Here is a 20,871-nt window from a genome sequence, read left to right as displayed (position 1 = left end):
CTACAAGTGATTGCCGAGCCGGATGATACCAGTATACCCGTTATCGACAATCTCTATGTTGCTCAGTCACATCTTGTAGAACGCCCGTTTGTCGATCTGCCAGTTGACGAGCAACGAAATCGCTATGAGGGCATTCATGATGCGGTATTTGACGTACTTGACAGGTTGCGGACGGTAGAAAAGAAGCAGTCGCACACATCTAACTTTTACATTTTTGCCGATCAATCAGCAGTAGCTGTTAGTAATGACCGGTTCCGCCCCAATCAAAGTCAACTGATACCGTTAATACAGGCATTAGCCTGGAAGCAGCCAATGCTACAGGTAGGCGATGAACAAATGCCAACCAACTTTAACCTGCATCGGCTGGGCTATCAGATGACCGCGTTCGCCAACGAAACGACCATCTACAAGCATTTGGACGAGACAATGCCCTTGCTGGCACACAGCCGAACAGGGGATGGACAACACCTCACTGTCTTCAACTTGGGTCAGCCACCCGTCATCGTATCGGTGCCACAAATAGGGCAGGGGAGGAGCCAGCTTGTCCATCTGCGCGAACCGGACTGTACGACTCCGCTGGCACTGAATCAGGAGGCTCCCGGCAGTAATCACGTTGAAGAAGCCAAAACCCGCTATCCGGCTTCACTGCTCAACCAGGTGGCCAGCCAATTCGGTGTTCAGTTGACCGGCGACAATGCAAAACGGCTTCTGAACGGGCAGAAAACGGACGTTGTCATCACCGGCGACGGCAGCACTGGTAAACTCTACATCCTCAATACACCCGATGCGGGTCTACAGCTCGTGTTGCAGGATGTTCGGCGCGAGTTGACACTCAAAGACAGTTATCTCGGCCATGTTTTCACCGACAAGGATAAGCAGAACCTGACTAAGTACGGGGACATGGGCCGCGCGGTTGACCTCATCGACAAGCAGAGTGGTCAGAAGTTTACCGGCTTTATCGGCGTGGATAAAGACACGAAAACGCTCACGGTACTTCGGGCCGACCAGATTCGACCGAAGATCGAGCGAATGTCTCACCTGAAAGGCATACCGCTCAATGGCCTGCAAAAGCAGCGACTGATGGAAGGTAAAGCCATTCGCTTAGACAATATGACCAGCAAGGCCGGCACCTCCTTTTCGGCCTACGTGCGCGTATCGGCAGCCGGGCGAAACCTTCGCTTCGACCACATCCCCACGGGCCAATCCCAAAAGGTGGTTTCGGCTCAATCAGGCCAGAAAGCACCAACATCGGCAGCCGAAGAAGGCAAACCCGCCAAACCGAAACGGGCCGTCAAACCGAAGCCATAAGCAAACGGAATCCTCAACGTATTACTTAAATCTATTGCCTTTATGCTGACCCATAAGCCGCAACTGGCTGATTATAAGCAACAAATTGATCTCGTGCAATTTTTAGAGTCGGAGGGCTTTGCCAAAGACCGACGTAGATCGACCCGGCGTTGGCCGGTACTCGAAAACACGGAGGGACGTAAACTGATCGTCGGCCATAATCAGAACACCCGCGAGTATTTCTATTTCAACCCGGAGGACAGCCGCGACCGGGGTACCATCGTTGATTACGTCGTTGGTAAACTAAACGCTGATACGTCTTCAAAAGAGGGGTGGCAGCAGGTACATGAGTACGTTGGCCGCTACACTGGCGATATGTCCCACGTGGTCAACAGCCGTTCCGACGGTTCGCCCGAAAGTCAACCGGCAAAGGAGGCCACCCGGAGCAAGGCCATGTCGCATTTTTTCCGGCTTGACCCGCTCACTAACACCGATTACCTGATGGAAACGCGCGGCCTGACGGTCGATACCATCGGCAACCGGGCGTTTATCGGCAAAATCTTCAACAAGACATTTTTGAGCAACAAAACCGGCGAGATGGTAGTCAACACGGTTTTTCCGATGGAAAGCGAGCAGGGGACTACGGCTATTCTGCTCAAGAACGACAGCCCTACGGGTTTGGTCAATGGCCATACCTGGGGAGAGCGTTTGGAAAGTATCTGGGTGTCGAACCTGCCCAAAGGTCATCAGCCTAAAGAGATGCTGATTTGTGAGAGTCCGATTGACGCGCTTTCCTACCATCAGCTTCACCCGCCAAAAGAACCGTATGACCGGCTCTACGTGGCCACTGGCGGACAGCCTTCTTCCCTGCAACCGTTAACCGTGCAGCGGCTGATTGATCGGGTAAAACCGGAGCAGGTTATTCTGGCGCACGACAATGATAACAGCGGTATTCGGTTCAACATTGGGTGGGCCGGACGGCTCCAACTGCCAGGACAAACAACGGAGCAGGCCGATCAGCGGTTTAGCATCAGCCACCACAAACACAGCAACACGCTCTCGATTGACGTTTACGTGCCGCCCGGCGATGAAGCTCAACGAAATGCGAAGCTCGAAGCACTACAACAGCAGGCGTTGACAACACTGAACCGGGGCTACACGCCCGACATGAACCGCGCAACGGCGGAAGCTATCACGCACCAGGGAAATCATAGTTTGCTGACGATTCACCTGCCAAACCACCGTCCCATGCTAACGCGGATTGAAAAATTGGCTATAGAATGGCGCGGACTAACGGACAAACTGGTAATCAAACGACCGTTCAACAAGGATTGGAATGACGAGTTGCAGACACAAATCAGCAAAAACAATGACAGCAAACCCACCCAAAAAAACGTTAGGGTAAAAGCCCCAACGCAAAAAGTATCATACTAACCTGAATAGTGTACGGGTATGGCTTTACCGGCTCAACGATTACGCTTATCTATTGAAACATGACCACTGACCAGTTAACGAACGCGCACCGGACGTTCCTTGAGGAAGAAGGTGACGATCTACAGCTAAATGACCTCATCGAACGTATTAATGTCCCTCACGAGGAAGTACGGTTATTCCCCCAAGACAAGCTAAAACTTACCTGTTGCCTGAAAGTTATGGCTTCATTTTTACGAACAATTACCAAGCCCACACCCGATTCACCGTTGACTTAAGAGGAGACGAAAGGGGGCAGAGGTTTGGTATATTAGTCTGTTTATCAGTTGTATAGTGTTGCTTTCTGCCTGCCAATTCGTATCTTTGTTATGTACTTCAAGCGCGGCTCCGACGTGTCAGTTCGGGCAACTTCAATGCAGGAGTCATTAATGGCATCCATAGGCCGTTTCCAGACGCTCGATACCGATTCGGGCGAAATTGTGGACAAGTACCTCTACATTGACGGGAATCCCAAGCAGTACCGTTTCGACGCGAAAGAGGGTAAGTTTTCGATTCATTACGACGAAAACAACATCGAAAAATTGGGGGCATCGCTGTCGTTTCAGCCGATTGCCTGGCGGATCTTTTCCGACGACATTTTGGGGCAGGGCTATAAAAAGTGGGCCGAACTGTTTTTCATTGACGAAGCAGATTGCGTGTCGTGTGTCCTGTTTCACGGGTATAGCGTGGCCAACCTCGAACGGCTCATTACGCCGTTGGTGTACAACCGGGTCAAGCTCAACGAGGTGGTACTGACGGTGAACGCGGATAAAAAGGAGAACAACAAACTACAGCCCAAAGGGGTGTACTACATCGCGTCGTTTACCTACGCCCTCGCCGATAAAGTCCAGACTCAGGAGTTGGCCGATTATGTGGAGACGATTAATCTCTACCGCCGTAATACGCAAACCGAAGTAGCCCAGACGCAGGTGGCGAAGAACGTGTTCAACCCGTTTGTGGACTTGCTGGCCGAACCGGAGCAACCTGTTTACATCGGTGAGTGGGCTGGTGAAGAGGTAGCTGCCTGATGTGTGATGCGCCGGGCGGTCAACGCCTGGCGCATTATTCATTACGTATCATCTAAACGCTCCCTACCATGCCTGAACTGCTGAAAATTGACCCGTATTTAGAATTGGTTTATCCGGTTGATGTCTCTGACTCACTAACTGACATTTGCCGACAAATTGGTGCGCGTCGGCTCACGATAGCTGGCCAGCAACCTGATACTTCTGGCGGTAAACAACCACTGACAAATTGCCTGGATGCGGCTTACTGTGATGAGGAGGCTATTCACGCGGAGCCACTTCCCCCGGCCTTCCGTTTACGACCAACGGGCCACATTATTTATGGCTGTGCGCTATGGCATCGGGTAACGGAACAAGGAGCGTTGCAACCGCCAGCCTGGTTGCTGCCCGAGTTAATAGCCCACGTTGAATTTTTGGGATTTCAGCCATTGGCCGGTACTCAGTCTGATTCGATGATGCTGGACGATGAAAGCCTGCCGTTGGGCGAACCCAATGGTGATTGAATCAAGCCCACGCCGTTGGATAGTCACACTCAAATATATATATTTTATATTAAAAACATTAATCTCAACTATGAATTGTATATTTTTGACTTAAAATTCAGGAATGAACCGCTCCGGCGGTCCGATTTCAACATGACGAACATGATAGCACAGGAAAATTCAGCCCATGCGTACACGGTTGGCGATATGGTTCGGACAACCGAATCGTTTGGCCCCAACCCGGCTGGTAGTGTAGGTATTGTTTATGAAACGTACCCAGAGCAGGACGCAGAAACCCTCGACGTGATAAGCGTTTTACTAACGAACGGCCACGACATTGGCAGTTTTAACGGAGACGAACAATCTGAAAGCCTGACCTGGATTGGCCACGCCGACTTGGCCTATACGTTTAGCAACCCCAGCCAGCTTATGGCCGATTTTCGGAACGGCTATTTTGACCAGGCGTTTGCCGAGGTCCGATTGTTAGTCGACAGTGGGCGGGTGGTCGCTGTTGAGAATCAAGAGTGGAATGTTTGATAGCCTTCGGTCAAGTCCCAACGGATAGGAAAATGAAAAGCGCACTAAATCTAAATCAAGGATTCAGCCGACCTTATTTTATGGCCGACAACCAGTTAGCTGAACTACGGGAGTGGACAGGAGAGTTGGTTGTCTGGATAAGGTCGCCATACCTTGTCATCAGTTTGCTGGTTATGCTCTTTGGGCTGGCCATGCTGATTCGAAAAGCCGACACCTGAGCAATGCTAAATCTGATTCGTTATCGTGCAACTCCTTGTTTTGGCTTCCTCTTTTCCTAAACGGCGTATATTTGGACGGGCCATTGTCAGCCTAATGTGCCGATATATGCAAGAGGAGATTTCACTTTACGACTTACAGACCAACCAGCCCCCAAATGCCTACGCACTGGTGGACGATTACCGACTTACGGTTGATGCTGCCCAGGCAGTCGTTCACTTTTACAAGGGAAGCAAGGAGTGGGGAAGACTGGTGAGGAGTCTTCCCGTTGAAAAATGGTCAGGTGATTGGTTAATCCGTACAGTTGGCCGCTTCTTCCAAATAGAATACAAGTTGGCTGACGACAAAGCTATCGCATCCGTTCAGCGCAATGGATACCTGACCATTCAACCCAAACACCGGATCGGCGGAGCCGTGCTATACCGACGCTTGTTGGTAGATCGAGTTTGGGACTATTGCGCGAGCTATCGGGGCGAGGCCGGATTTGGACCAACAGTCAGCGCGGCCGTTGCTGACTTACGGCTAAAACTCAAAGCCCGCATCAATCAGGAACAAGCTGAGGTTACGCTGGAACTTGGAGCCGCCACCCGATTTACAGAACAACAGTTAGTGGCGTTTTGCGAGGCTAATGGCTTAAAGCCAGGCGGTCGCTACACCCGTCAGCAACTCCGTCAGGCTATTCTTCGCCAGCGGAAATTGAACTGTGAGCAATTCCGAAATCAGCTATACTTTTTTGACATCCGTATAAACTGTAAATAAGCTTTATCATGAATCGCACAAACCGGAAGAGGCCCTTTGCTGCCGATTACACCTATACGGTTGACGAAAACATTATCGCCATCATAGACCTTGACCTCGGCAATCGGAGCGTGACTAATGATATTGACTCGGTTTTGGAAGAAATTCGTGCTGAAATAGGCGATTTGGCTGGCTACTCGGTTATCTACCGCGATAGTATGGGCCGGTGGGATGGTGTAAGGCTGGTTGGTGGCACCCCGGGCCGCCGGGCGGTCGAATTCTATTCAATCAACGAGCCAACCCAGGAGCGGGCGCAGACGCACCTGCTGCATTTGGTTCAGCAATGAGTCAGGCCCGGATGGGCAAAAGTTTGGGTAAATCATAACAAAGTTCTATAATAGTCGCTTGTCATGTATTTTACGTTGAAGCTATAGGCAGGAATAATCGATTCATGCAAAGTGGGCTAACAAATCCCAAACAAACAATGGTAAAGACAACGGTGCAATTATCTCAACTGCTGCGAAAGATGGTGGAAGAGATTAAAGACCCCCAATGCCAGTACTGGCTTTACTCAGGCTATTTTGACATCCAGCCGCCAACAGATCGTACCGTTACTCGCTGGCATCACACTCCTCTGTTTTTAGATTACGACGCGCTGTGGAATCCCCAATTTGTTGAAGACGGGATTCTTTTCGATGTGATCTTAAAGAATCAACTGCCCGCTCAGAAAGAACGGATTAAGGTGGAATATGCCCAGATTAGTCTTATCAAGCGTTCTCATTTCAGCGAACTACCTCGAAGCGAGACGGACCCTAACGTGTATTATCAACGTGAAGCCGACAGTATCGTTTACAGTAAGCCAGAGAAAGCCAACCCGTCACACGGCTCTGATGATGTTGAAAACGAAGATAAATTTTAAGTTATGCGTCACCCTATCGAAGAATATAATAAACGGCAGGCCACTACATTAGCCGAAATGCCCGAAGAACAACGCGACTATATGGCGCGGATGTTCCGCATCGGTAATGCGACGTATTGCTACTACAACCGGGTCAACGAACTGAGTGTCTTTCGGAAAGCCATTGATGAGTCAGAAGGTGAGGAAATTGCCACACCCGAAGACCTGTTAGAGTGGCTGCAAAAGCGCCTAAACCCGCAACAAGAAAGCCGCTCGGCCCGTGAATTGTTAGAAATTTACTTTGAAGAATATCTGGCAGGATTGCCGCATGACGGACTGCGCCGGGCGGAGCGGGAACGTGGTCTCGATGAAGCCAGGCGGAGCTTCCCTTTCCGGCATTACGTCCTCGAACGGCACGACATGGGTATGGGTGAATTCTTACGCATGAACTTAAGCGCGGAAGACTATGCCTTTCATGTTGAGTGTGGCCGTGCCGACGAACCAAAACCCCTGACAGATGGCAATGAGTTAGCCGCTTAAACGGTTGTAAAGAGTCTTTTCCAATAAGCTCATCCGACTTCCCAAATCATGACCCAAGAAAGCGAGGTTGGATGGCTATTGAGCAAAAAGCTCAGGAAATAACAGCCTGAAAACGTCATCGTAGCTTTGGTCTGGCTCGACGTTTTTCTGCTGAAAGGCGGCTATTTTCTTCGCCAGTTTACCGCCCGATTGAGCATCCTGCTCGTTCAGTTCAGAATTTGGATAGAATTCAAGAGCAAGTAGAAACAAATGGGCAAAGGATTCTTTGCCAGGAAAAACCGTATGGGCTACCTGCACCAGTTTGGTAAATTTTTGCCCCACCACGCAATTCAATTTAACAGACAAAACAGCCATAACAGGCCCATGTACTTTTTTTAATCGGTGGGCCTTCTGAGTACTTTTTAGTTTCATTAAACAAGTTGCCAGACATAAGCACGTCAGTAAATCGTTCCGTTCCAGGTGGGAGCGATTCGCGCATTCACGCTTGTAAGCCGTCTTCAAAAATACTTTATCCAAATCAGTTGGTTGATAGCCCTGTACATGCCCGAACAGGTCAAATAATTTACTCTCTGTGTCAGATGCGAAATCAGCAAAAGCCCTTAGTAAAGGGCTTCGTCGTTCGGGATAAGCCTGTACCTCGTTAAGTGTTTGAAGAACCGACGAGCGGGCGTGGGAGAAGCCTTCTTCAAGTTCTTCTTGGTAAGCCTGTCGGCGTTGCTCATATACCTGCTGTCGTTGCTCAATTTCGCGTTGCCGCACCCATTCGGCCCGTTCCTCGTCGTCAATTTCTTGCTTAATCGACTTGGTAGCTCCTTCTACATCAAACAGGAACACTTTGTAGGTCTTATCATCGAACGTTAAGTCGTGTAGGCCGACAAACCGTTCCTGCCAGCGGTAAGCTATCTGCTGACCAGATCGGTAAGGTTCACGGTACAGGCATTTAAGGATAAGGTCCTGTTGACGTTTAGACTCATTGATAGCTTCCCCATCAAAAACAAACGCATTCTGATTATTCCCGTAGAAAACGTCCTTTTCGGTGAATCGTTGTTTGTCGAATTCATCGGAGAAGAATTTGAAAATCCAGATAATAAACGTCTGGTTTTGTTGGTAAAAGTATTCCCGATCCGCAATGACACTCAAAAACGTAGTTGAAAGCTGAATCTCAAACACGACTTGGCGCGAGTCGTAAACCGCGCTGACATCGGGCTTACGCCAGGTTAACAGTCCAGAGGTATCCCGTCTAACCGTTTCGGTAGCCACCTCGGTTATCCCTTTGCCTGTCAACCGATTCGATTCCAAAGAGGCTGCTACCAACTCCTTTGTTCGTTCGTGCAGCTTGCTTTCTTTCTGACCATTGTATTTGATAGCTCGAATCTGTTGTTGGGTTAACGCCTGGCTGGTCTTTATGGGGCAATCGTCGCTGTCCCACTGGTGGGCAAAGTGCATTCGCTTTAACTTTGTCTCGTTTTCGGCTTTACCCCGAATCTTGATAAGCTGATTGCAGTAGTAGCATTTGTATTTAGGGTCGCGTCGGTTACGGATAGCATCTTCTAACTGTCTGCGTATCTCGAAAATAACAGCCTCGTCTTGGTTGAAGAATGGCCCTGCGAAAACCTCCTCGCCTGTTTCACAGTCTAATACTGATGGAATGGTGAATTGAAAACCTTTCATTTAAGCGTCGAATCAAAAGAAAATGCTACTTTATTATACCGCAGGGAAACGGTTATCTTCACAGCACAATTAATAAAATAAATGCTTTACGACCGGGAAACCACATTTAAACTCCTTCAGCAGCGTAACTGGATGGCTCTCATCGAGTTGTTTAAAAATAACAAAATTTATGACCAACTTCGGCAGGACGATATTACAAGGAGTATTCTTGAATCGCAGTTCATCCGGGAATTGATCGACGGGAGTAGCTTCGACAAAGACCCTGATTATCTCTTTTACTTAGAGCAGTTTCATATGCTTCACACAGGGCCTAATTTTCACTATGTGCTGCCCTCTGTAGATTTGGAACGCCTTGTAGAAAAAATCATACTTGGATATCGCTCGACTCAGGTTCAGTCAGCTTTGCTCTATGCCAGGAAATATTCGCATCTGCCTGTCAGTATTGAATTACTTCAGGAGTTTGAACGGACACAGCCTAAAGTAGTCGAGCACAGTCAGCAACGAACGATTCACGTAACTATAAACCGTGAAGTCGAAGCTGTAAACCATACAATTAGCTTATTCAAATCGAAGCAGGAGTATGAATTCTACCGGGCAGTTCGGGAGGTGTATAGCACGTACCTCGTCTTCCCAAATGTAGCGGTTTCGGCACTGGTGGATTTTGAGCAGATCAAACACCTTTTGGAACCGCACGAGCGAAATTATTTTTTCAAAGCTTTAGTAGATTGCGTTGTCTTCGACGCAGAAAATGAGTTTAAGCCATTCAAGATGCTGGAGATTGACAGCGAGTATCATGATAGTGAAAAGCAGCAAGCTAAGGATCAAATAAAGGACAAAATCATGGCTAAGGCAGGCCAACGTTTACTTCGCATTCGTGTGAAAGCAAGAATGTCCGAGCAAGACCTAACCCGCTTAATTCGCGAAGTCACTCGTGAATAACCCTGAGATTTGAAGCCATTACGTTTCTCAAACTAAAGTGCTTCCTCGTGCTTTAGACGGAGCGAGTTGGTCAGTTCTAAAACACCATCCTGATATTGCTGTTGTTGGGTCGAATCCTTCAGCTTCCAATCGAACCGCCAATCGTGTAAATCATAGACACCCAAAGGCTCGGCTCCTTGTTTGGCTACGTCTTCTAAATCCTCTACGGCGTTGAGGTAATTGCTGGCGGAACGGGTACAATATTCCCCGTTGAAGATATATAGGCTATAATAGCGAGTGGCAAATTTGGTCCGGCTCATAAAAAATTGGCATTCAAACAGACCTCGCAATCTTCTCCAAAACTCGGTGGTTATCCCCAAACTTGCAAAGCGCGTCGCAATGTGTTCGTAGCTCAGACATTAGAATGTAGCGAATCAGCGTATTCGTCTGCCGAATAGACGGGCGGGTCAATTGCATCTCAACCTCTTTTCGACGACTGTCAGGGATCACTAAATATAGGGTCGTTGCATGGTCGGGTAAGGAGCATGTCAGATCGGTCAGGCGCAGGATACCGGAGTAGATCGACGTACTTTTCTCCACCTCGAAGGCGCAGATGATACGACCTGTGCCTTTCTCCAGCCATACAACGTCGATCAGGCTAATGGTTTGGGCAGTCTCGGACGAAACAGGCAAAACGGGAAGGCTGGGTAAACTGATGAAGGAAAAAGCTTGCCCATTGTATTGCCGGGACATATCATTCCGGGCTACTGCAACGTCATAGCCTAAAGCCCGGCCAATGGTCAGTAGGTGGTGTTGCATTTCGGAATGGGCCTGTTCTTCCTGCTGATCGCTAACTACGTCCTTGTGGCGTTTCGACAATTGCTTCTCAACTTTCTGGCGGTCGGCCATGGGCTGATCGGCCAGACCCGGCACCAGCAAGTTACCGGCTCCAATTTCAAATAACAGCCCAGCCAATGCGCCTAAGTCGTTTGATACAACGTGCCGATACTCGGTGCTGATAGCCAGCATCTTTTCGCGGATAGCTAAGTACTCTGACCATGACCCCAGCTTACGTCGTTCAGTAAAGAGTAGGTTGTAGCCATTGATGATAGCCGTATTGAAGGGGGGTACCCAGGTTGGGTGCAGAAAATAGAGGATGCTGGCTACGGCAGGCCCCAGCCCCTTTATCTTATAGGCATCAAGCCGATTTATCTCGCTCACAACCGTTTCGGGCTTCGTGGCCTTCAGGCAACATTCTAAGAACTGCCCGAAATACCGCTTATGGTCCTGATTCTCATAAATATCTGGAATACGCAATTTTGGCTTCCAGTAGAAGGGGTGGGAGGCACCTTCAAAAATCTGCTTCTGCTCGGTAATGCACGTTAATACAAACTCTAACGAACTCCCTTTGAAATCGTTAGGGAACGAGCCGCCTTTAATGTCGCTGACGACCTGAAGTATCCCGCGCCGAATTGACCGGAAGGCTTTCAAGCGGTCTTCGTTGTACAAAAACCAGCTTTGATAGGTTAGGTCAGGGCTTTGCTTATACTCGTGGATCAGGTTGGTAAAGGTAGCTATATCATGTATCATATGACAAAAAGTAAACATTAAGCGTCTTCTACGACTCGAGACAGAGGCTAATTAACCCAAGAATCTTTTAATCCAAAAATTCTATAAGTCTGATAGAGAATATTGCAACAACCTTTGCAAACCACCCACAGTTATACAGGGGTTAAATCACATTACTCAACAGCATGAAAAAGAACTTTTTATCAGCAACCAACCTGACCGGGCTAGCCTTGGCTATGACCCTTACCCTGACGGGGTGCGACAAGAACGGTAGTGAAGCCGTTGAACCCGAAATCCTGACGGAAGCCAGTGCGCGGACCTCATCAGATGATCCCAACGACCAGGCATTTGACCGGGAATCGGACCGGGTACTGGGGCAGATGATGCGCGATATGGAAAACATGGAAATGACGGGCGACCCGGACATGGACTTCGCCATGATGATGAAGATGCACCACCAGGGAAGCATTGATCTGGGAACCGCTGAAAATCAGTATGGCAAACACGCTGAAGCGAAGAAAATGGCCGATATGGCCATTAAGGGCGACAAGGAAAGCCAGACACGTCTGCAATCGTTTTTGAACGGACATCCCGCGCCCGAAAAGATAGATGCCAACGTTTATAAGCAGTTCAAAAAGGAGATGAAAACAGCCATGAAGCAGATGATTCAGGCCTATGCAAAGGTTCCGAACACCGCCGATGTGGACGTTGATTTTGTGCGCCGGTTGATTGAGCATCACAAGGGGGCTATTGCAATGGCCACGCTTCAATTTAAGTACGGCGATGATAAAGCGCCGACCGATGAGGCCAGTATCATCATTACGGAGCAGGCCAGTGCCCTCAAGGAATTAGCTGCGTTTGCTAATAAACATGGCATACCGAACGCAGAACTCAAATAACTTTATCGATATTCTGCCGCCGATACTGCCTAAAAGCGCGTGTCGGCGGTTTTGTCATTTCCCAATTAATCAAGTTACCAATACGTATGAAAAACGAACTGTTCACCGTGGTCTCACTCAGTGCGGTTCTGCTGCTTTCTCAACCAGCATTGGCCCAGCAGTCGGCCAGCAACGGGATGATGAAGGCCATGCAATCCGGCATGAATCAGATGATGAGCATGAAGATGACCGGCGACCCCGACCATGATTTTGCCATGATGCTTAAAATGCACCACCAATCGGCAGTTGATATGTCGGAGATGGAAATCAGGCAGGGCAAAAATGCACAGGTAAAAGCCTTAGCAGGTAAAATCAAAACGGCTAATCAAGCAGAAATTAAGGAGCTGACGCAGTTCATCAGCAGCCACAAGCCCCAAACGGCTTCCTCAAAACTGGGCCAGGATGCCATGAAGATTATGCACAGTGGGAAGCACTCGATGAACGGGAACATGGACCACGATTATGCCAGTATGATGGCGCAGCACCATCAGCAGGGCATCGACATGGCCAACGCTTTTTTGAAGGAGGGCAAAACGGAGAAGATGAAAATGATGGCTCGGAAAGTCATTCAGAATCAGACAAAAGAGGTCGCCGAACTAAAAAAAATGGAAGCTCAGATTGTCTCCCGGTAACCAAAGCGGACACTTTTTAAAAGAGCGACAGGAGTGTAACCTTTTGTAGGTTACGCTCCTGTCGCTCGTGTTTTTAACGAAATCCAAATATTTTACATAAATCCAGCGAAATCTTGGTATTGTTTACTTGGTGACAACTCCCGTTTCTACCGTCAAAACAGTGGCTCTAATTAGTCGATGTTAATATGTAGCACCTGTTTTCTCTTTATACCTCAACCCATGAAGATTGATTGTGGCACCTGTCTGATCCGCTCGTGGCAATACGGCGATGAAGATCACCTGCCTCAGCACGCCAACAATAAAGCTATTTGGCTTAATCTCCGCGATAGCTTCCCTCACCCATATACACAACTTGATGCCCAGCGGTGGATACAATACGTCGTTGACCCTGAACTGGAAACCAACTTCGCTATTGACGTGGGTGGCGAAGCAATAGGCAACATTGGATTACGAATTGGAGAAGACATTAGCCGGTATTCAGCCGAATTATGGTACTGGCTTGGGCAGGCGTACTGGGGGCGCGGGATTGTGTCGGCAGCCATAAAGGCAATGATCGACTATGCGTTCACAGAGTTTATGCTTACCCGGCTTTACGCGCAGCCAATGGCGCACAATGCAGCCTCGATCAAGGTACTTGAAAAGGTCGGCTTTCGTCGAGAAGGGTTACTCCGGGACAGTGTCGTTAAAAATAATGTGTTGATGGATACCGTCCTCTATGCGTACCTGTCGAGCGATTGGCTGGCTGATAGGAATGAACTTCTCTAATTGAACATGAACAAACCGACTCAAGCCTCACCGAATCTGGCCGAACCACTGTACCCAACGGACAAAACATTAGTTGACCTATTTGTGGATCAGGCCCGCCAGACACCCGATCAAGTGGCCGTCGTGTGTGCTGACAGCCTGCTAACCTACGCTGAACTGGACCAGCAATCGAACCAGTTGGCGCACTACCTCCGCAAACAGGGCGTAAAGCCGGAAACCCTGGTTCCTATTTGCCTGGACCGTTCCATCGCCATGATTGTTGGGCTATTGGGAATTCTTAAAGCGGGGGGAGCTTACGTACCCATTGACCCGGATTATCCGGCTGACCGAATCGAGTATATCCTTGCTGATTTGAACGCAACGGTAGTTGTTACCGATGGTGTTGCCCGCCCCAAACTGGAAGCCGAACCAGCCCATCCGACCGAAAGATTGAAGCAACCGGTTACTCGAACCCTCGTGTGCCTTGATCGGGATGCATCGGTCATTAACAGTGAATTCATTGAAGCTGTATCAGAGCCACCGACACCCCCCCAGTTAGCCTATATCATCTACACATCAGGATCGACGGGCAGACCAAAGGGCGTAATGATCGAACACGCCAATGTAGTCAGTCTGATGAAGATGAACGCGTCGCTTTTTGATTTCAGCGAACGGGATGTCTGGACGATGTTTCACTCGTTCTGTTTCGATTTCTCCGTCTGGGAAATGTACGGCGCGTTGCTGTTTGGGGGGCGGCTTATTATCGTGCCTAAGCACATCGCCAAAGACGCTCACCTGTATGGCGCGTTGCTTGCTACGCACCGCGTCACGGTGCTTAATCAAACACCGTCCGCGTTTTATGTATTGCAGGAGCATATTGTGGGGCGGTCGGTTCCGTTATCGGTTCGATACGTCATTTTTGGTGGTGAGGCCCTGCATCCGGGAAAACTTCGCCCCTGGCAAGAGGCATTCCCAACTTGTCAGCTCGTCAATATGTACGGCATTACCGAAACCACCGTACACGTAACCTACCTGGCCCTCCGGGGAGAACATCTTGCCCAATCGAGTAGTCTGATTGGTCGGTCCATTCCAACGCTGACTACGCACGTCCTGGACGAACAGCAACGACCGGTAGCCGTTGGCGAAACGGGTGAGCTATACGTGGGTGGCGCGGGACTGGCGAGGGGTTATCTGAACCAGCCGGAACTAACCGCGCAGCGATTTATTCCAAACCCGTTGTCGGATCAGACCGACGACCTAACCCAACCCGTATCCCACCGGCTTTACCGCAGTGGCGATTTGGTGCGGCGGTTACCGCAGGGCGAACTGGAGTACCTGGGCCGTATTGACGCGCAGGTTAAGATTCGGGGATTCCGCATTGAGTTGGGCGAAATTGAGCAAACCCTTCAGCAATATCACGGCGTAAAACAGGCCGTTGTCGTCGCTAAAATCTACGGTGATGCCGATATTCGGTTAGTGGGCTATGTTGTTATGGATGGCCCCTTCGAGAAATCGACCCTCATCCATTTTCTGAATAGCCGCCTGCCGGATTATATGGTGCCCGCAGTGTGGATGTCCATTGACCAAGTTCCGCTGACCCCAAACGGCAAGGTTGACCGGCGGGCGTTACCTGATCCTGAACCGGCAGACTCGTTGGTAAACACATTCCTGATGCCGGGTAATCCCACTGAGGAAAAGTTGCTGGCTGTTTGGCGAGAGGTGCTGGCACTCAACCGGATGGGTGTCACCGATAATTTTTTTGAGTTAGGCGGCAACTCTCTGTTGGCGGCCCGCACCATAGCGGCCCTGAAGCAAACCCATTCTTTAGAGATACCTATTACGAAGCTCTATCAGTATCCTACGGTACGGGCCCTGGCCGATTTTGTGGACGGGCAAGTCCAGGATTTATCCCTTCCTGGTCGAAAAAATACGGCACGTACAGATACCGACGAGGTGGCGATTATTGGTATGGCCGGTCGTTTTCCGGGAGCCAACACAGTTGAGGCCCTGTGGGAAGTATTACGAGCAGGTCAGGAAACGATTCGCTTTTTTACGCCCGACGAGTTAGATCCTTCATTGCCCGACGACTTAATCCGGGACCCACAGTACGTGAACGCCAGGGGGATTCTGGCCGAGGCTTACCAATTTGATGCGGGCTTTTTTGGCCTAAGCCCGAAACTGGCCGAGGTCATGGACCCGCAACAGCGCGTTTTTCTGGAGATTGCCTGGGAAGCTCTCGAACAGGCGGGTTATTTGCCGAATCAGTACGGGGGAAGCATCGGGGTTTGGGCGGGTTGTGGCAACAATACGTACTACCTCAACAATGTACTGCCCAACACTGAAGTCGTTCGCCAGGTGGGGAATTTTCAGGCCATGACGGTCAACGAAAAGGACTTTATTGCCTCCCGAACGGCTTATCAACTAAATCTGGGCGGGCCAGCCGTTAGTGTTTATTCGGCCTGTTCTACCTCGCTGCTGGCGGTTGCCCAGGCGGTCGATAGCATTCGGCTGGGCCATTGTGCGTTGGCACTGGCGGGCGGAGCCAGCGTTACGGCACCCATTTATAGTGGGCATCTGTACGAAGAAGGGGCCATGCTGAGTCGGGATGGACATTGCCGGCCGTTCGATGCCAGTGCTACCGGAACCGTGTTCAGTGATGGCGCGGGGGTGGTGTTGCTAAAGGCCCGATCAGCCGCCGAACGCGATGGCGATACCATTTACGGGATCATTAAAGGGGTGGGCGTTAACAACGACGGGAGCGGTAAGGGCAGTTTTACGGCTCCCAACGCCGAAGGGCAGGCCAGGGCCATTCGGATGGCCCTTGCTGATGCCCAAATTGATCCGTCCACGATAAGCTATGTGGAGGCCCACGGCACAGCCACCCCGTTGGGCGATCCTATCGAAGTGGAGGGGCTAACCATGGCGTTCGGTGGCGTGTCGAAAAAACAGTTTTGCGCGCTGGGTTCCATTAAAAGCAACCTGGGGCATCTGACAGCGGCTGCCGGCGTGGCGGGGCTGCTTAAAACCACGCTGGCCCTCTACCACCAGCAACTGCCCGCATCGCTTGGTTTCAGCGCACCAAATCCGGTTATTGATTTTGCCGATACCCCTTTTTACGTGAACGATACGCACCGCGATTGGGTCGCATCGGGGCCGCGTCGGGCGGGAGTCAGTTCGTTTGGCGTTGGCGGTACCAACGTTCATGTCGTGCTGGAAGAGTATATTCCCGCCGGGTCCGTCGAGGCAGTAAGCCCATCAGCCGCCCAGCGACCGGTCCATCTGGCGGTTTGGTCGGCCAAATCCCGGCAAAGTCTGACAACCTATGCGGCTCATCTGGCCGGGCATCTTGGCCAGCACCCCGAACAGACGCTTGCCGATGTAGCCTATACGCTTCAGAACCGCCAGCCCATTTTTGCTCACCGTCGATTCGTACTGGCTCGTAGCCAGCCCGAACTCATGCAGGCGTTACTGGCTCCGGCGGCTCCGAAAACGATTAACCCCCTTTCAGACGGAAATGCGGCATCACAACCACCCGGCTCCACTGAGGTGGGTTCCTTCGTCATGCTGTTTCCGGGTCAGGGGGCGCAGTACCTCAACATGGGCCGGGAACTATACGAAAACGAATCGGTGTATCGGCAGGCCATTGACACCTGTGCCGACGAACTGATGACTCATCTCGGCCTCGACATTCGCCAGGTTCTCTACCCCGATACCATCGATGTTGACGCGACCAACCGGCTGAAAAACACGCAATACACCCAGCCCGCGTTGTTTGTAACCGAATACGCCCTGGCCCGGCTTTGGCAAAGCTGGGGAATCGAACCCACTGTCTTTTGCGGACATAGCATTGGCGAGTTCGTTGCGGCTCATCTGGCCGGGGTTTTCACCCTGTCAGACGTACTGGCCCTTATCGCAGCCCGTGGCCGACTGATCAGCGAACTGCCAGGAGGAAGTATGCTATCGGTACGGCTCGATGTCGAATCCGTTTCAGCCATGCTGCCCCCCGCTCTATCGCTGGCAGCAGTCAACAGTCGTCAGTTGTGCGTGGTGGCCGGGCCCAACGACGCGATTACCCTATTTGCCGGACAGTTAAACGAGAGGGGCATTGCCAACCGGCTTCTAGAAACCAGCCATGCCTTCCATTCAGCCATGCTGGACCCGATTGTGGGCGAATTTGAAAACAGGGTGCGAGGTATAGCGTTGCAACGCCCCCAAAAGCCAATTGTATCAACGGTGAGTGGTACCTGGCTGACCGACGCCGAAGCCACCAATCCCGGCTATTGGGCCAACCATATGCGAGCTACGGTTTGTTTTGCCGATGCGTTGGAAACGCTGTTTACATTGCCGAACCCTATTATGCTGGAGGTCGGCCCCGGCAGTGTAACGTCGACTTTGGCCCGCCAACAGGCGATACCCCGCCCGATTGAGATCGTGACAAGTTTGGAAAGGAATGGGCAAGGTAATCGAACAGATTATGAATCTATCCTGAATGCCTTAGGGCAACTCTGGGTTAAAGGCATCGACCCAAACTGGTCGTCTTTTCAGACAGGCCAACCCAACCGGAAAATAACCTTACCCACGTATGCCTTCGACCGGACTCGCTGTTGGGTGGACCCGCCCCGGCAATCATCCGAGAGCCCGACCAATATCCCCCTGGAGCTACAGAATATCCCAGTTCCCGTTGAAGATTCCATCGCTATACCGATCATGCGTAGAAATGAGTTGATAAACCAGGTTCGGCAATTGCTGAACGACACGGCAGGCATCCAGATGGATGAGAAGGCTCTGCCCCTGAACTTTTTAGAATTGGGGCTTGATTCCTTAGCGCTGACTCAGTTTTCCTATAACCTTCGCAAGAAATTCGACCTGCCAATTTCGTTTCGACAGTTGAACAGTGCGTACAATTCCATCGAAGCCTTAGTTGATTTTATAGATCGGGAACTACCCATCAATGCATTTCAGCCCCCGGCCCTGGTTACTCCACCAACGCTCTCCGTTCCGAAGCCAACTGCACCGCAGCCTACGCTGTCGAACGAAGCAAAACCGCTACCGAATCGGCCAGCCCTTCCGATTGGCCCCGCTGACCCGGTCACAGACCTGTTTGAGCGACAACTACAGATTATGGCGGAACAACTAGCCGTTTTGCGAGGTCATCAGCCATCAGCTGTGCGTCAGCAACCCATCGGGAAAATTAGCCCGGCACCTGCCCTAGCATTGCAGTCAGTAGGGGAAGTGACCAACCCGTTGCCTTTGGCTACCCCGACACCCGAAAAAGCATTACCATCGGTAGCCGAGGCTCCTGCAATCCGACAGGCGTTCGGAGCCGGAGCGCGCATCGAACGACAGGTAACATCTCTCAGCGAGGTGCAGCAACTATTTTTGGCAAAACTTACCCAACGCTACACCGAGAAAACAGCCGCCAGCAAAGCCTACGCGCAGGAGAACCGGCGATGGATGGCCGATCCCCGCGCCGTAACGGGGTTCAAGCCGCTGACAAAGGAATTGGTCTATCCAATTGTGGTAGAGCGGTCGAAGGGAAGTCGTTTATGGGATATCGACGGTAACGAATATATTGATGTGCTAAATGGGTTTGGATCAACTCTGTTTGGTTATCAGCCTGACTGGCTAAAAACGATTCTGCATGATCAGATCGAACGGGGCTATGAACTGGGGCCGCAGCATAAATTGGCCGGCCAGGTAACCCGGATGGTTTGCGAGTTCACTGGCTTCGACCGGGCAGCCTTATGCAACACGGGTTCAGAGGCTGTGCTGGGTGCGCTACGCATGGCCCGCACCGTAACGGGGCGTTCGCTGGTGGTTACCTTTGCTGGCTCGTATCACGGCATTTTCGATGAAGTAATCAGCCGGGGTAGTACCAGTCGCCAATCGTATCCGGCGGCCCTGGGTATTCCTGCAGAAGCGGTCCAGAACGTGTTGATTCTGGACTATGGCACCGATGAAAGTCTGCAAATCCTTCGGGAAAGAGCCTCGGAACTGGCCGCTGTGCTGGTTGAACCTGTGCAGAGCCGACGTCCCGAATTTCAGCCCGTTGATTTTCTAAAACAGGTGCGGGCTATTACCGAAGCTTCGGGAACGGCTTTAGTCTTCGACGAAGTGATAACCGGCTTTCGGATGCATCCGGGCGGAGCGCAGGCTCTGTTTGGCGTTAAAGCGGATCTGGCAACGTATGGCAAAGTAATCGGGGGTGGCCTGCCCATTGGGGTGGTAGCGGGAAAGGCCGCGTTTATGGATGCCCTGGATGGCGGATACTGGCAGTATGGTGACGACTCGTATCCGCAGGCCGACATCACGTTTTTTGCCGGTACGTTTGTGCGTCACCCTTTAGCCCTGGCAGCCACCCATGCCTCGCTTCAATACCTGCGGGAGCAAGGTCCCGCGCTTCAGGAGCGTTTGACCGCCAAAGCAAAACAATTGGCTGACACGCTGAATATAGCCTTTATCAAACAACAACTACCCATGCTGATCGCTCAGTTTGGATCACTCTGGAAACTGAAATTCACCGAAGATGTCCCCTACGGCGATCTCCTGTTCACGATGATGAGGGAAAAAGGGATTCACATCTGGGATGGTTTTCCTTGCTTTATAACCGAGGCCCATACCGATGAGGATAGCCAACAGATCGTCTTTGCATTCCACGATTGTTTCCAAGAATTAGTGAAAGCTCAATTTATACAATCGAAGGGGCTGCTGACACCTGATTTGACAAAAGTGTATAACCGTGCCGATAACCCACCTATACCGGGAGCCAGACTGGGCCGGGACCAGCAGGGTAATCCTGGGTGGTTTGTAACAGACCCGGACCGACCCGGAAAATACCGGCAACTTTAGGCTATTCTTAAAAGTTATCAGTGACGTTTTCATCCATCTGTTGAGTTTGCCAGCCCTCAACTGTGACGAGCGGATTAAAACGGAGGGCCGGGTAATAGTTTAGCCGCAGCCTGTTTAGGAAGAAATGTGGATAAATCCCCAAAAAATATATACGTCACAGAAGCAGTAGACCTATATTTATTTAATTTTCTGGAAGTTCTGTAAGGGTTTCATCGAATCTTGCAAGCCCCATTTTTGCCCGATTGTTAGGCAGTCGAGTTTATTAAGAATGGCCTTTAGTCGGTCACCTATAAACTCAGATGTTTATGAACAATTCGTTCTTCACTGATACCAACGGTAGATTCTCTAATACCCACA

The 20,871-nt window shown here is 50.6% G+C and carries 19 protein-coding genes; 15 read left to right on the top strand and 4 right to left on the bottom strand.

Annotated features, from left to right (window positions below; translation table 11 throughout):
* Positions 1 to 66: 66 nt before the first annotated feature.
* Positions 67 to 195, bottom strand: a complete 129-nt coding sequence (locus B1C80_RS28915) for a hypothetical protein (RefSeq protein WP_255376596.1) — start codon at positions 193 to 195, stop codon at positions 67 to 69.
* A gap of 141 nt (positions 196 to 336) precedes the next feature.
* Between B1C80_RS28915 and B1C80_RS24660 the strand changes: the two genes are divergently transcribed.
* From B1C80_RS24660 to B1C80_RS24610, 10 genes are all read left to right on the top strand, one after another.
* Complete coding sequence (locus tag B1C80_RS24660) at positions 337 to 1,308, top strand: DUF3945 domain-containing protein (RefSeq protein WP_236648913.1); 972 nt, start codon at positions 337 to 339, stop codon at positions 1,306 to 1,308.
* 42 nt (positions 1,309 to 1,350) lie between these two features.
* On the top strand, positions 1,351 to 2,721 hold the full coding sequence (locus B1C80_RS24655) for a toprim domain-containing protein (protein ID WP_077923869.1): 1,371 nt from the start codon (positions 1,351 to 1,353) through the stop codon (positions 2,719 to 2,721).
* Positions 2,722 to 3,131: 410 nt separating this feature from the next.
* Positions 3,132 to 3,785, top strand: coding sequence for a hypothetical protein (locus tag B1C80_RS24645; RefSeq protein WP_236648912.1), 654 nt, complete (start codon positions 3,132 to 3,134; stop codon positions 3,783 to 3,785).
* A 68-nt stretch (positions 3,786 to 3,853) separates the two neighbouring features.
* Positions 3,854 to 4,285 (top strand): hypothetical protein, encoded by a 432-nt coding sequence (locus tag B1C80_RS24640; RefSeq protein WP_077923866.1) that lies wholly within the window; start codon positions 3,854 to 3,856, stop codon positions 4,283 to 4,285.
* Between the two features lie 141 nt (positions 4,286 to 4,426).
* Positions 4,427 to 4,801, top strand: coding sequence for a hypothetical protein (locus B1C80_RS24635; RefSeq protein ID WP_236648911.1), 375 nt, complete (start codon positions 4,427 to 4,429; stop codon positions 4,799 to 4,801).
* 32 nt (positions 4,802 to 4,833) lie between these two features.
* On the top strand, positions 4,834 to 5,019 hold the full coding sequence (locus B1C80_RS24630) for a hypothetical protein (RefSeq protein WP_139361734.1): 186 nt from the start codon (positions 4,834 to 4,836) through the stop codon (positions 5,017 to 5,019).
* Between the two features lie 106 nt (positions 5,020 to 5,125).
* Positions 5,126 to 5,776: a hypothetical protein gene (locus tag B1C80_RS24625; RefSeq protein ID WP_201723586.1), complete on the top strand. Its 651-nt coding sequence runs from the start codon at positions 5,126 to 5,128 to the stop codon at positions 5,774 to 5,776.
* Positions 5,777 to 5,784: 8 nt separating this feature from the next.
* Positions 5,785 to 6,102 (top strand): hypothetical protein, encoded by a 318-nt coding sequence (locus B1C80_RS24620; RefSeq protein ID WP_077923864.1) that lies wholly within the window; start codon positions 5,785 to 5,787, stop codon positions 6,100 to 6,102.
* 137 nt (positions 6,103 to 6,239) lie between these two features.
* A complete protein-coding gene (locus B1C80_RS24615; RefSeq protein ID WP_201723585.1) occupies positions 6,240 to 6,674 on the top strand; it encodes a hypothetical protein in 435 nt (144 codons plus the stop codon).
* A gap of 3 nt (positions 6,675 to 6,677) precedes the next feature.
* On the top strand, positions 6,678 to 7,193 hold the full coding sequence (locus tag B1C80_RS24610; protein ID WP_077923863.1) for a hypothetical protein: 516 nt from the start codon (positions 6,678 to 6,680) through the stop codon (positions 7,191 to 7,193).
* Positions 7,194 to 7,268: 75 nt separating this feature from the next.
* Here B1C80_RS24610 and B1C80_RS24605 read toward each other — a convergent pair whose 3' ends face one another.
* Positions 7,269 to 8,864, bottom strand: coding sequence for a DUF6035 family protein (locus tag B1C80_RS24605; RefSeq protein ID WP_077923862.1), 1,596 nt, complete (start codon positions 8,862 to 8,864; stop codon positions 7,269 to 7,271).
* Positions 8,865 to 8,945: 81 nt separating this feature from the next.
* On the opposite strand from B1C80_RS24605, the gene B1C80_RS24600 reads away from it, so the two are divergent.
* The gene (locus B1C80_RS24600) at positions 8,946 to 9,803 is read left to right on the top strand and encodes a DUF2726 domain-containing protein (protein WP_077923861.1); all 858 of its coding nucleotides are present in this window, start codon (positions 8,946 to 8,948) and stop codon (positions 9,801 to 9,803) included.
* Positions 9,804 to 9,835: 32 nt separating this feature from the next.
* Here the strand turns inward: B1C80_RS24600 and B1C80_RS24595 are convergent, their stop codons facing one another.
* Both B1C80_RS24595 and B1C80_RS24590 read right to left on the bottom strand, forming a co-directional pair.
* Positions 9,836 to 10,102 (bottom strand): hypothetical protein, encoded by a 267-nt coding sequence (locus B1C80_RS24595; protein ID WP_139361733.1) that lies wholly within the window; start codon positions 10,100 to 10,102, stop codon positions 9,836 to 9,838.
* Positions 10,103 to 10,115: 13 nt separating this feature from the next.
* On the bottom strand, positions 10,116 to 11,372 hold the full coding sequence (locus B1C80_RS24590) for a hypothetical protein (RefSeq protein ID WP_077923859.1): 1,257 nt from the start codon (positions 11,370 to 11,372) through the stop codon (positions 10,116 to 10,118).
* 164 nt (positions 11,373 to 11,536) lie between these two features.
* Here B1C80_RS24590 and B1C80_RS24585 point away from each other — a divergent pair, with 164 nt between their 5' ends.
* The 4 genes from B1C80_RS24585 (at position 11,537) to B1C80_RS24570 (ending at position 20,514) form a co-directional block, all read left to right on the top strand.
* The gene (locus tag B1C80_RS24585) at positions 11,537 to 12,250 is read left to right on the top strand and encodes a DUF305 domain-containing protein (protein WP_012931330.1); all 714 of its coding nucleotides are present in this window, start codon (positions 11,537 to 11,539) and stop codon (positions 12,248 to 12,250) included.
* A gap of 86 nt (positions 12,251 to 12,336) precedes the next feature.
* On the top strand, positions 12,337 to 12,921 hold the full coding sequence (locus tag B1C80_RS24580) for a DUF305 domain-containing protein (protein WP_012931329.1): 585 nt from the start codon (positions 12,337 to 12,339) through the stop codon (positions 12,919 to 12,921).
* 219 nt (positions 12,922 to 13,140) lie between these two features.
* On the top strand, positions 13,141 to 13,686 hold the full coding sequence (locus tag B1C80_RS24575) for a GNAT family N-acetyltransferase (RefSeq protein ID WP_012931328.1): 546 nt from the start codon (positions 13,141 to 13,143) through the stop codon (positions 13,684 to 13,686).
* 6 nt (positions 13,687 to 13,692) lie between these two features.
* On the top strand, positions 13,693 to 20,514 hold the full coding sequence (locus tag B1C80_RS24570; RefSeq protein ID WP_077923858.1) for a type I polyketide synthase: 6,822 nt from the start codon (positions 13,693 to 13,695) through the stop codon (positions 20,512 to 20,514).
* Positions 20,515 to 20,871: the final 357 nt, after the last annotated feature.

Source organism: Spirosoma sp. 209 (assembly GCF_002006735.1).
GTDB classification, from domain to species: Bacteria; Bacteroidota; Bacteroidia; order Cytophagales; family Spirosomataceae; genus Spirosoma; species Spirosoma sordidisoli.
Note: the sequence above shows the minus strand (reverse complement) of the source record. Positions and strands in the feature narration are given on the sequence as shown.

Bases quoted from the DNA above. Each gene is read 5' to 3' on its own strand.
- B1C80_RS24660 (WP_236648913.1), top strand. From the start codon at position 337: ATGCCAACCAACTTTAACCTGCATCGGCTGGGCTATCAGATGACCGCG.
- B1C80_RS24655 (WP_077923869.1), top strand. From the start codon at position 1,351: ATGCTGACCCATAAGCCGCAACTGGCTGATTATAAGCAACAAATTGAT.
- B1C80_RS24645 (WP_236648912.1), top strand. From the start codon at position 3,132: ATGCAGGAGTCATTAATGGCATCCATAGGCCGTTTCCAGACGCTCGAT.
- B1C80_RS24640 (WP_077923866.1), top strand. From the start codon at position 3,854: ATGCCTGAACTGCTGAAAATTGACCCGTATTTAGAATTGGTTTATCCG.
- B1C80_RS24635 (WP_236648911.1), top strand. From the start codon at position 4,427: ATGATAGCACAGGAAAATTCAGCCCATGCGTACACGGTTGGCGATATG.
- B1C80_RS24630 (WP_139361734.1), top strand. From the start codon at position 4,834: ATGAAAAGCGCACTAAATCTAAATCAAGGATTCAGCCGACCTTATTTT.
- B1C80_RS24625 (WP_201723586.1), top strand. From the start codon at position 5,126: ATGCAAGAGGAGATTTCACTTTACGACTTACAGACCAACCAGCCCCCA.
- B1C80_RS24620 (WP_077923864.1), top strand. From the start codon at position 5,785: ATGAATCGCACAAACCGGAAGAGGCCCTTTGCTGCCGATTACACCTAT.
- B1C80_RS24615 (WP_201723585.1), top strand. From the start codon at position 6,240: ATGGTAAAGACAACGGTGCAATTATCTCAACTGCTGCGAAAGATGGTG.
- B1C80_RS24610 (WP_077923863.1), top strand. From the start codon at position 6,678: ATGCGTCACCCTATCGAAGAATATAATAAACGGCAGGCCACTACATTA.
- B1C80_RS24605 (WP_077923862.1), bottom strand. From the start codon at position 8,864: ATGAAAGGTTTTCAATTCACCATTCCATCAGTATTAGACTGTGAAACA.
- B1C80_RS24600 (WP_077923861.1), top strand. From the start codon at position 8,946: ATGCTTTACGACCGGGAAACCACATTTAAACTCCTTCAGCAGCGTAAC.
- B1C80_RS24595 (WP_139361733.1), bottom strand. From the start codon at position 10,102: ATGAGCCGGACCAAATTTGCCACTCGCTATTATAGCCTATATATCTTC.
- B1C80_RS24590 (WP_077923859.1), bottom strand. From the start codon at position 11,372: ATGATACATGATATAGCTACCTTTACCAACCTGATCCACGAGTATAAG.
- B1C80_RS24585 (WP_012931330.1), top strand. From the start codon at position 11,537: ATGAAAAAGAACTTTTTATCAGCAACCAACCTGACCGGGCTAGCCTTG.
- B1C80_RS24580 (WP_012931329.1), top strand. From the start codon at position 12,337: ATGAAAAACGAACTGTTCACCGTGGTCTCACTCAGTGCGGTTCTGCTG.
- B1C80_RS24575 (WP_012931328.1), top strand. From the start codon at position 13,141: ATGAAGATTGATTGTGGCACCTGTCTGATCCGCTCGTGGCAATACGGC.
- B1C80_RS24570 (WP_077923858.1), top strand. From the start codon at position 13,693: ATGAACAAACCGACTCAAGCCTCACCGAATCTGGCCGAACCACTGTAC.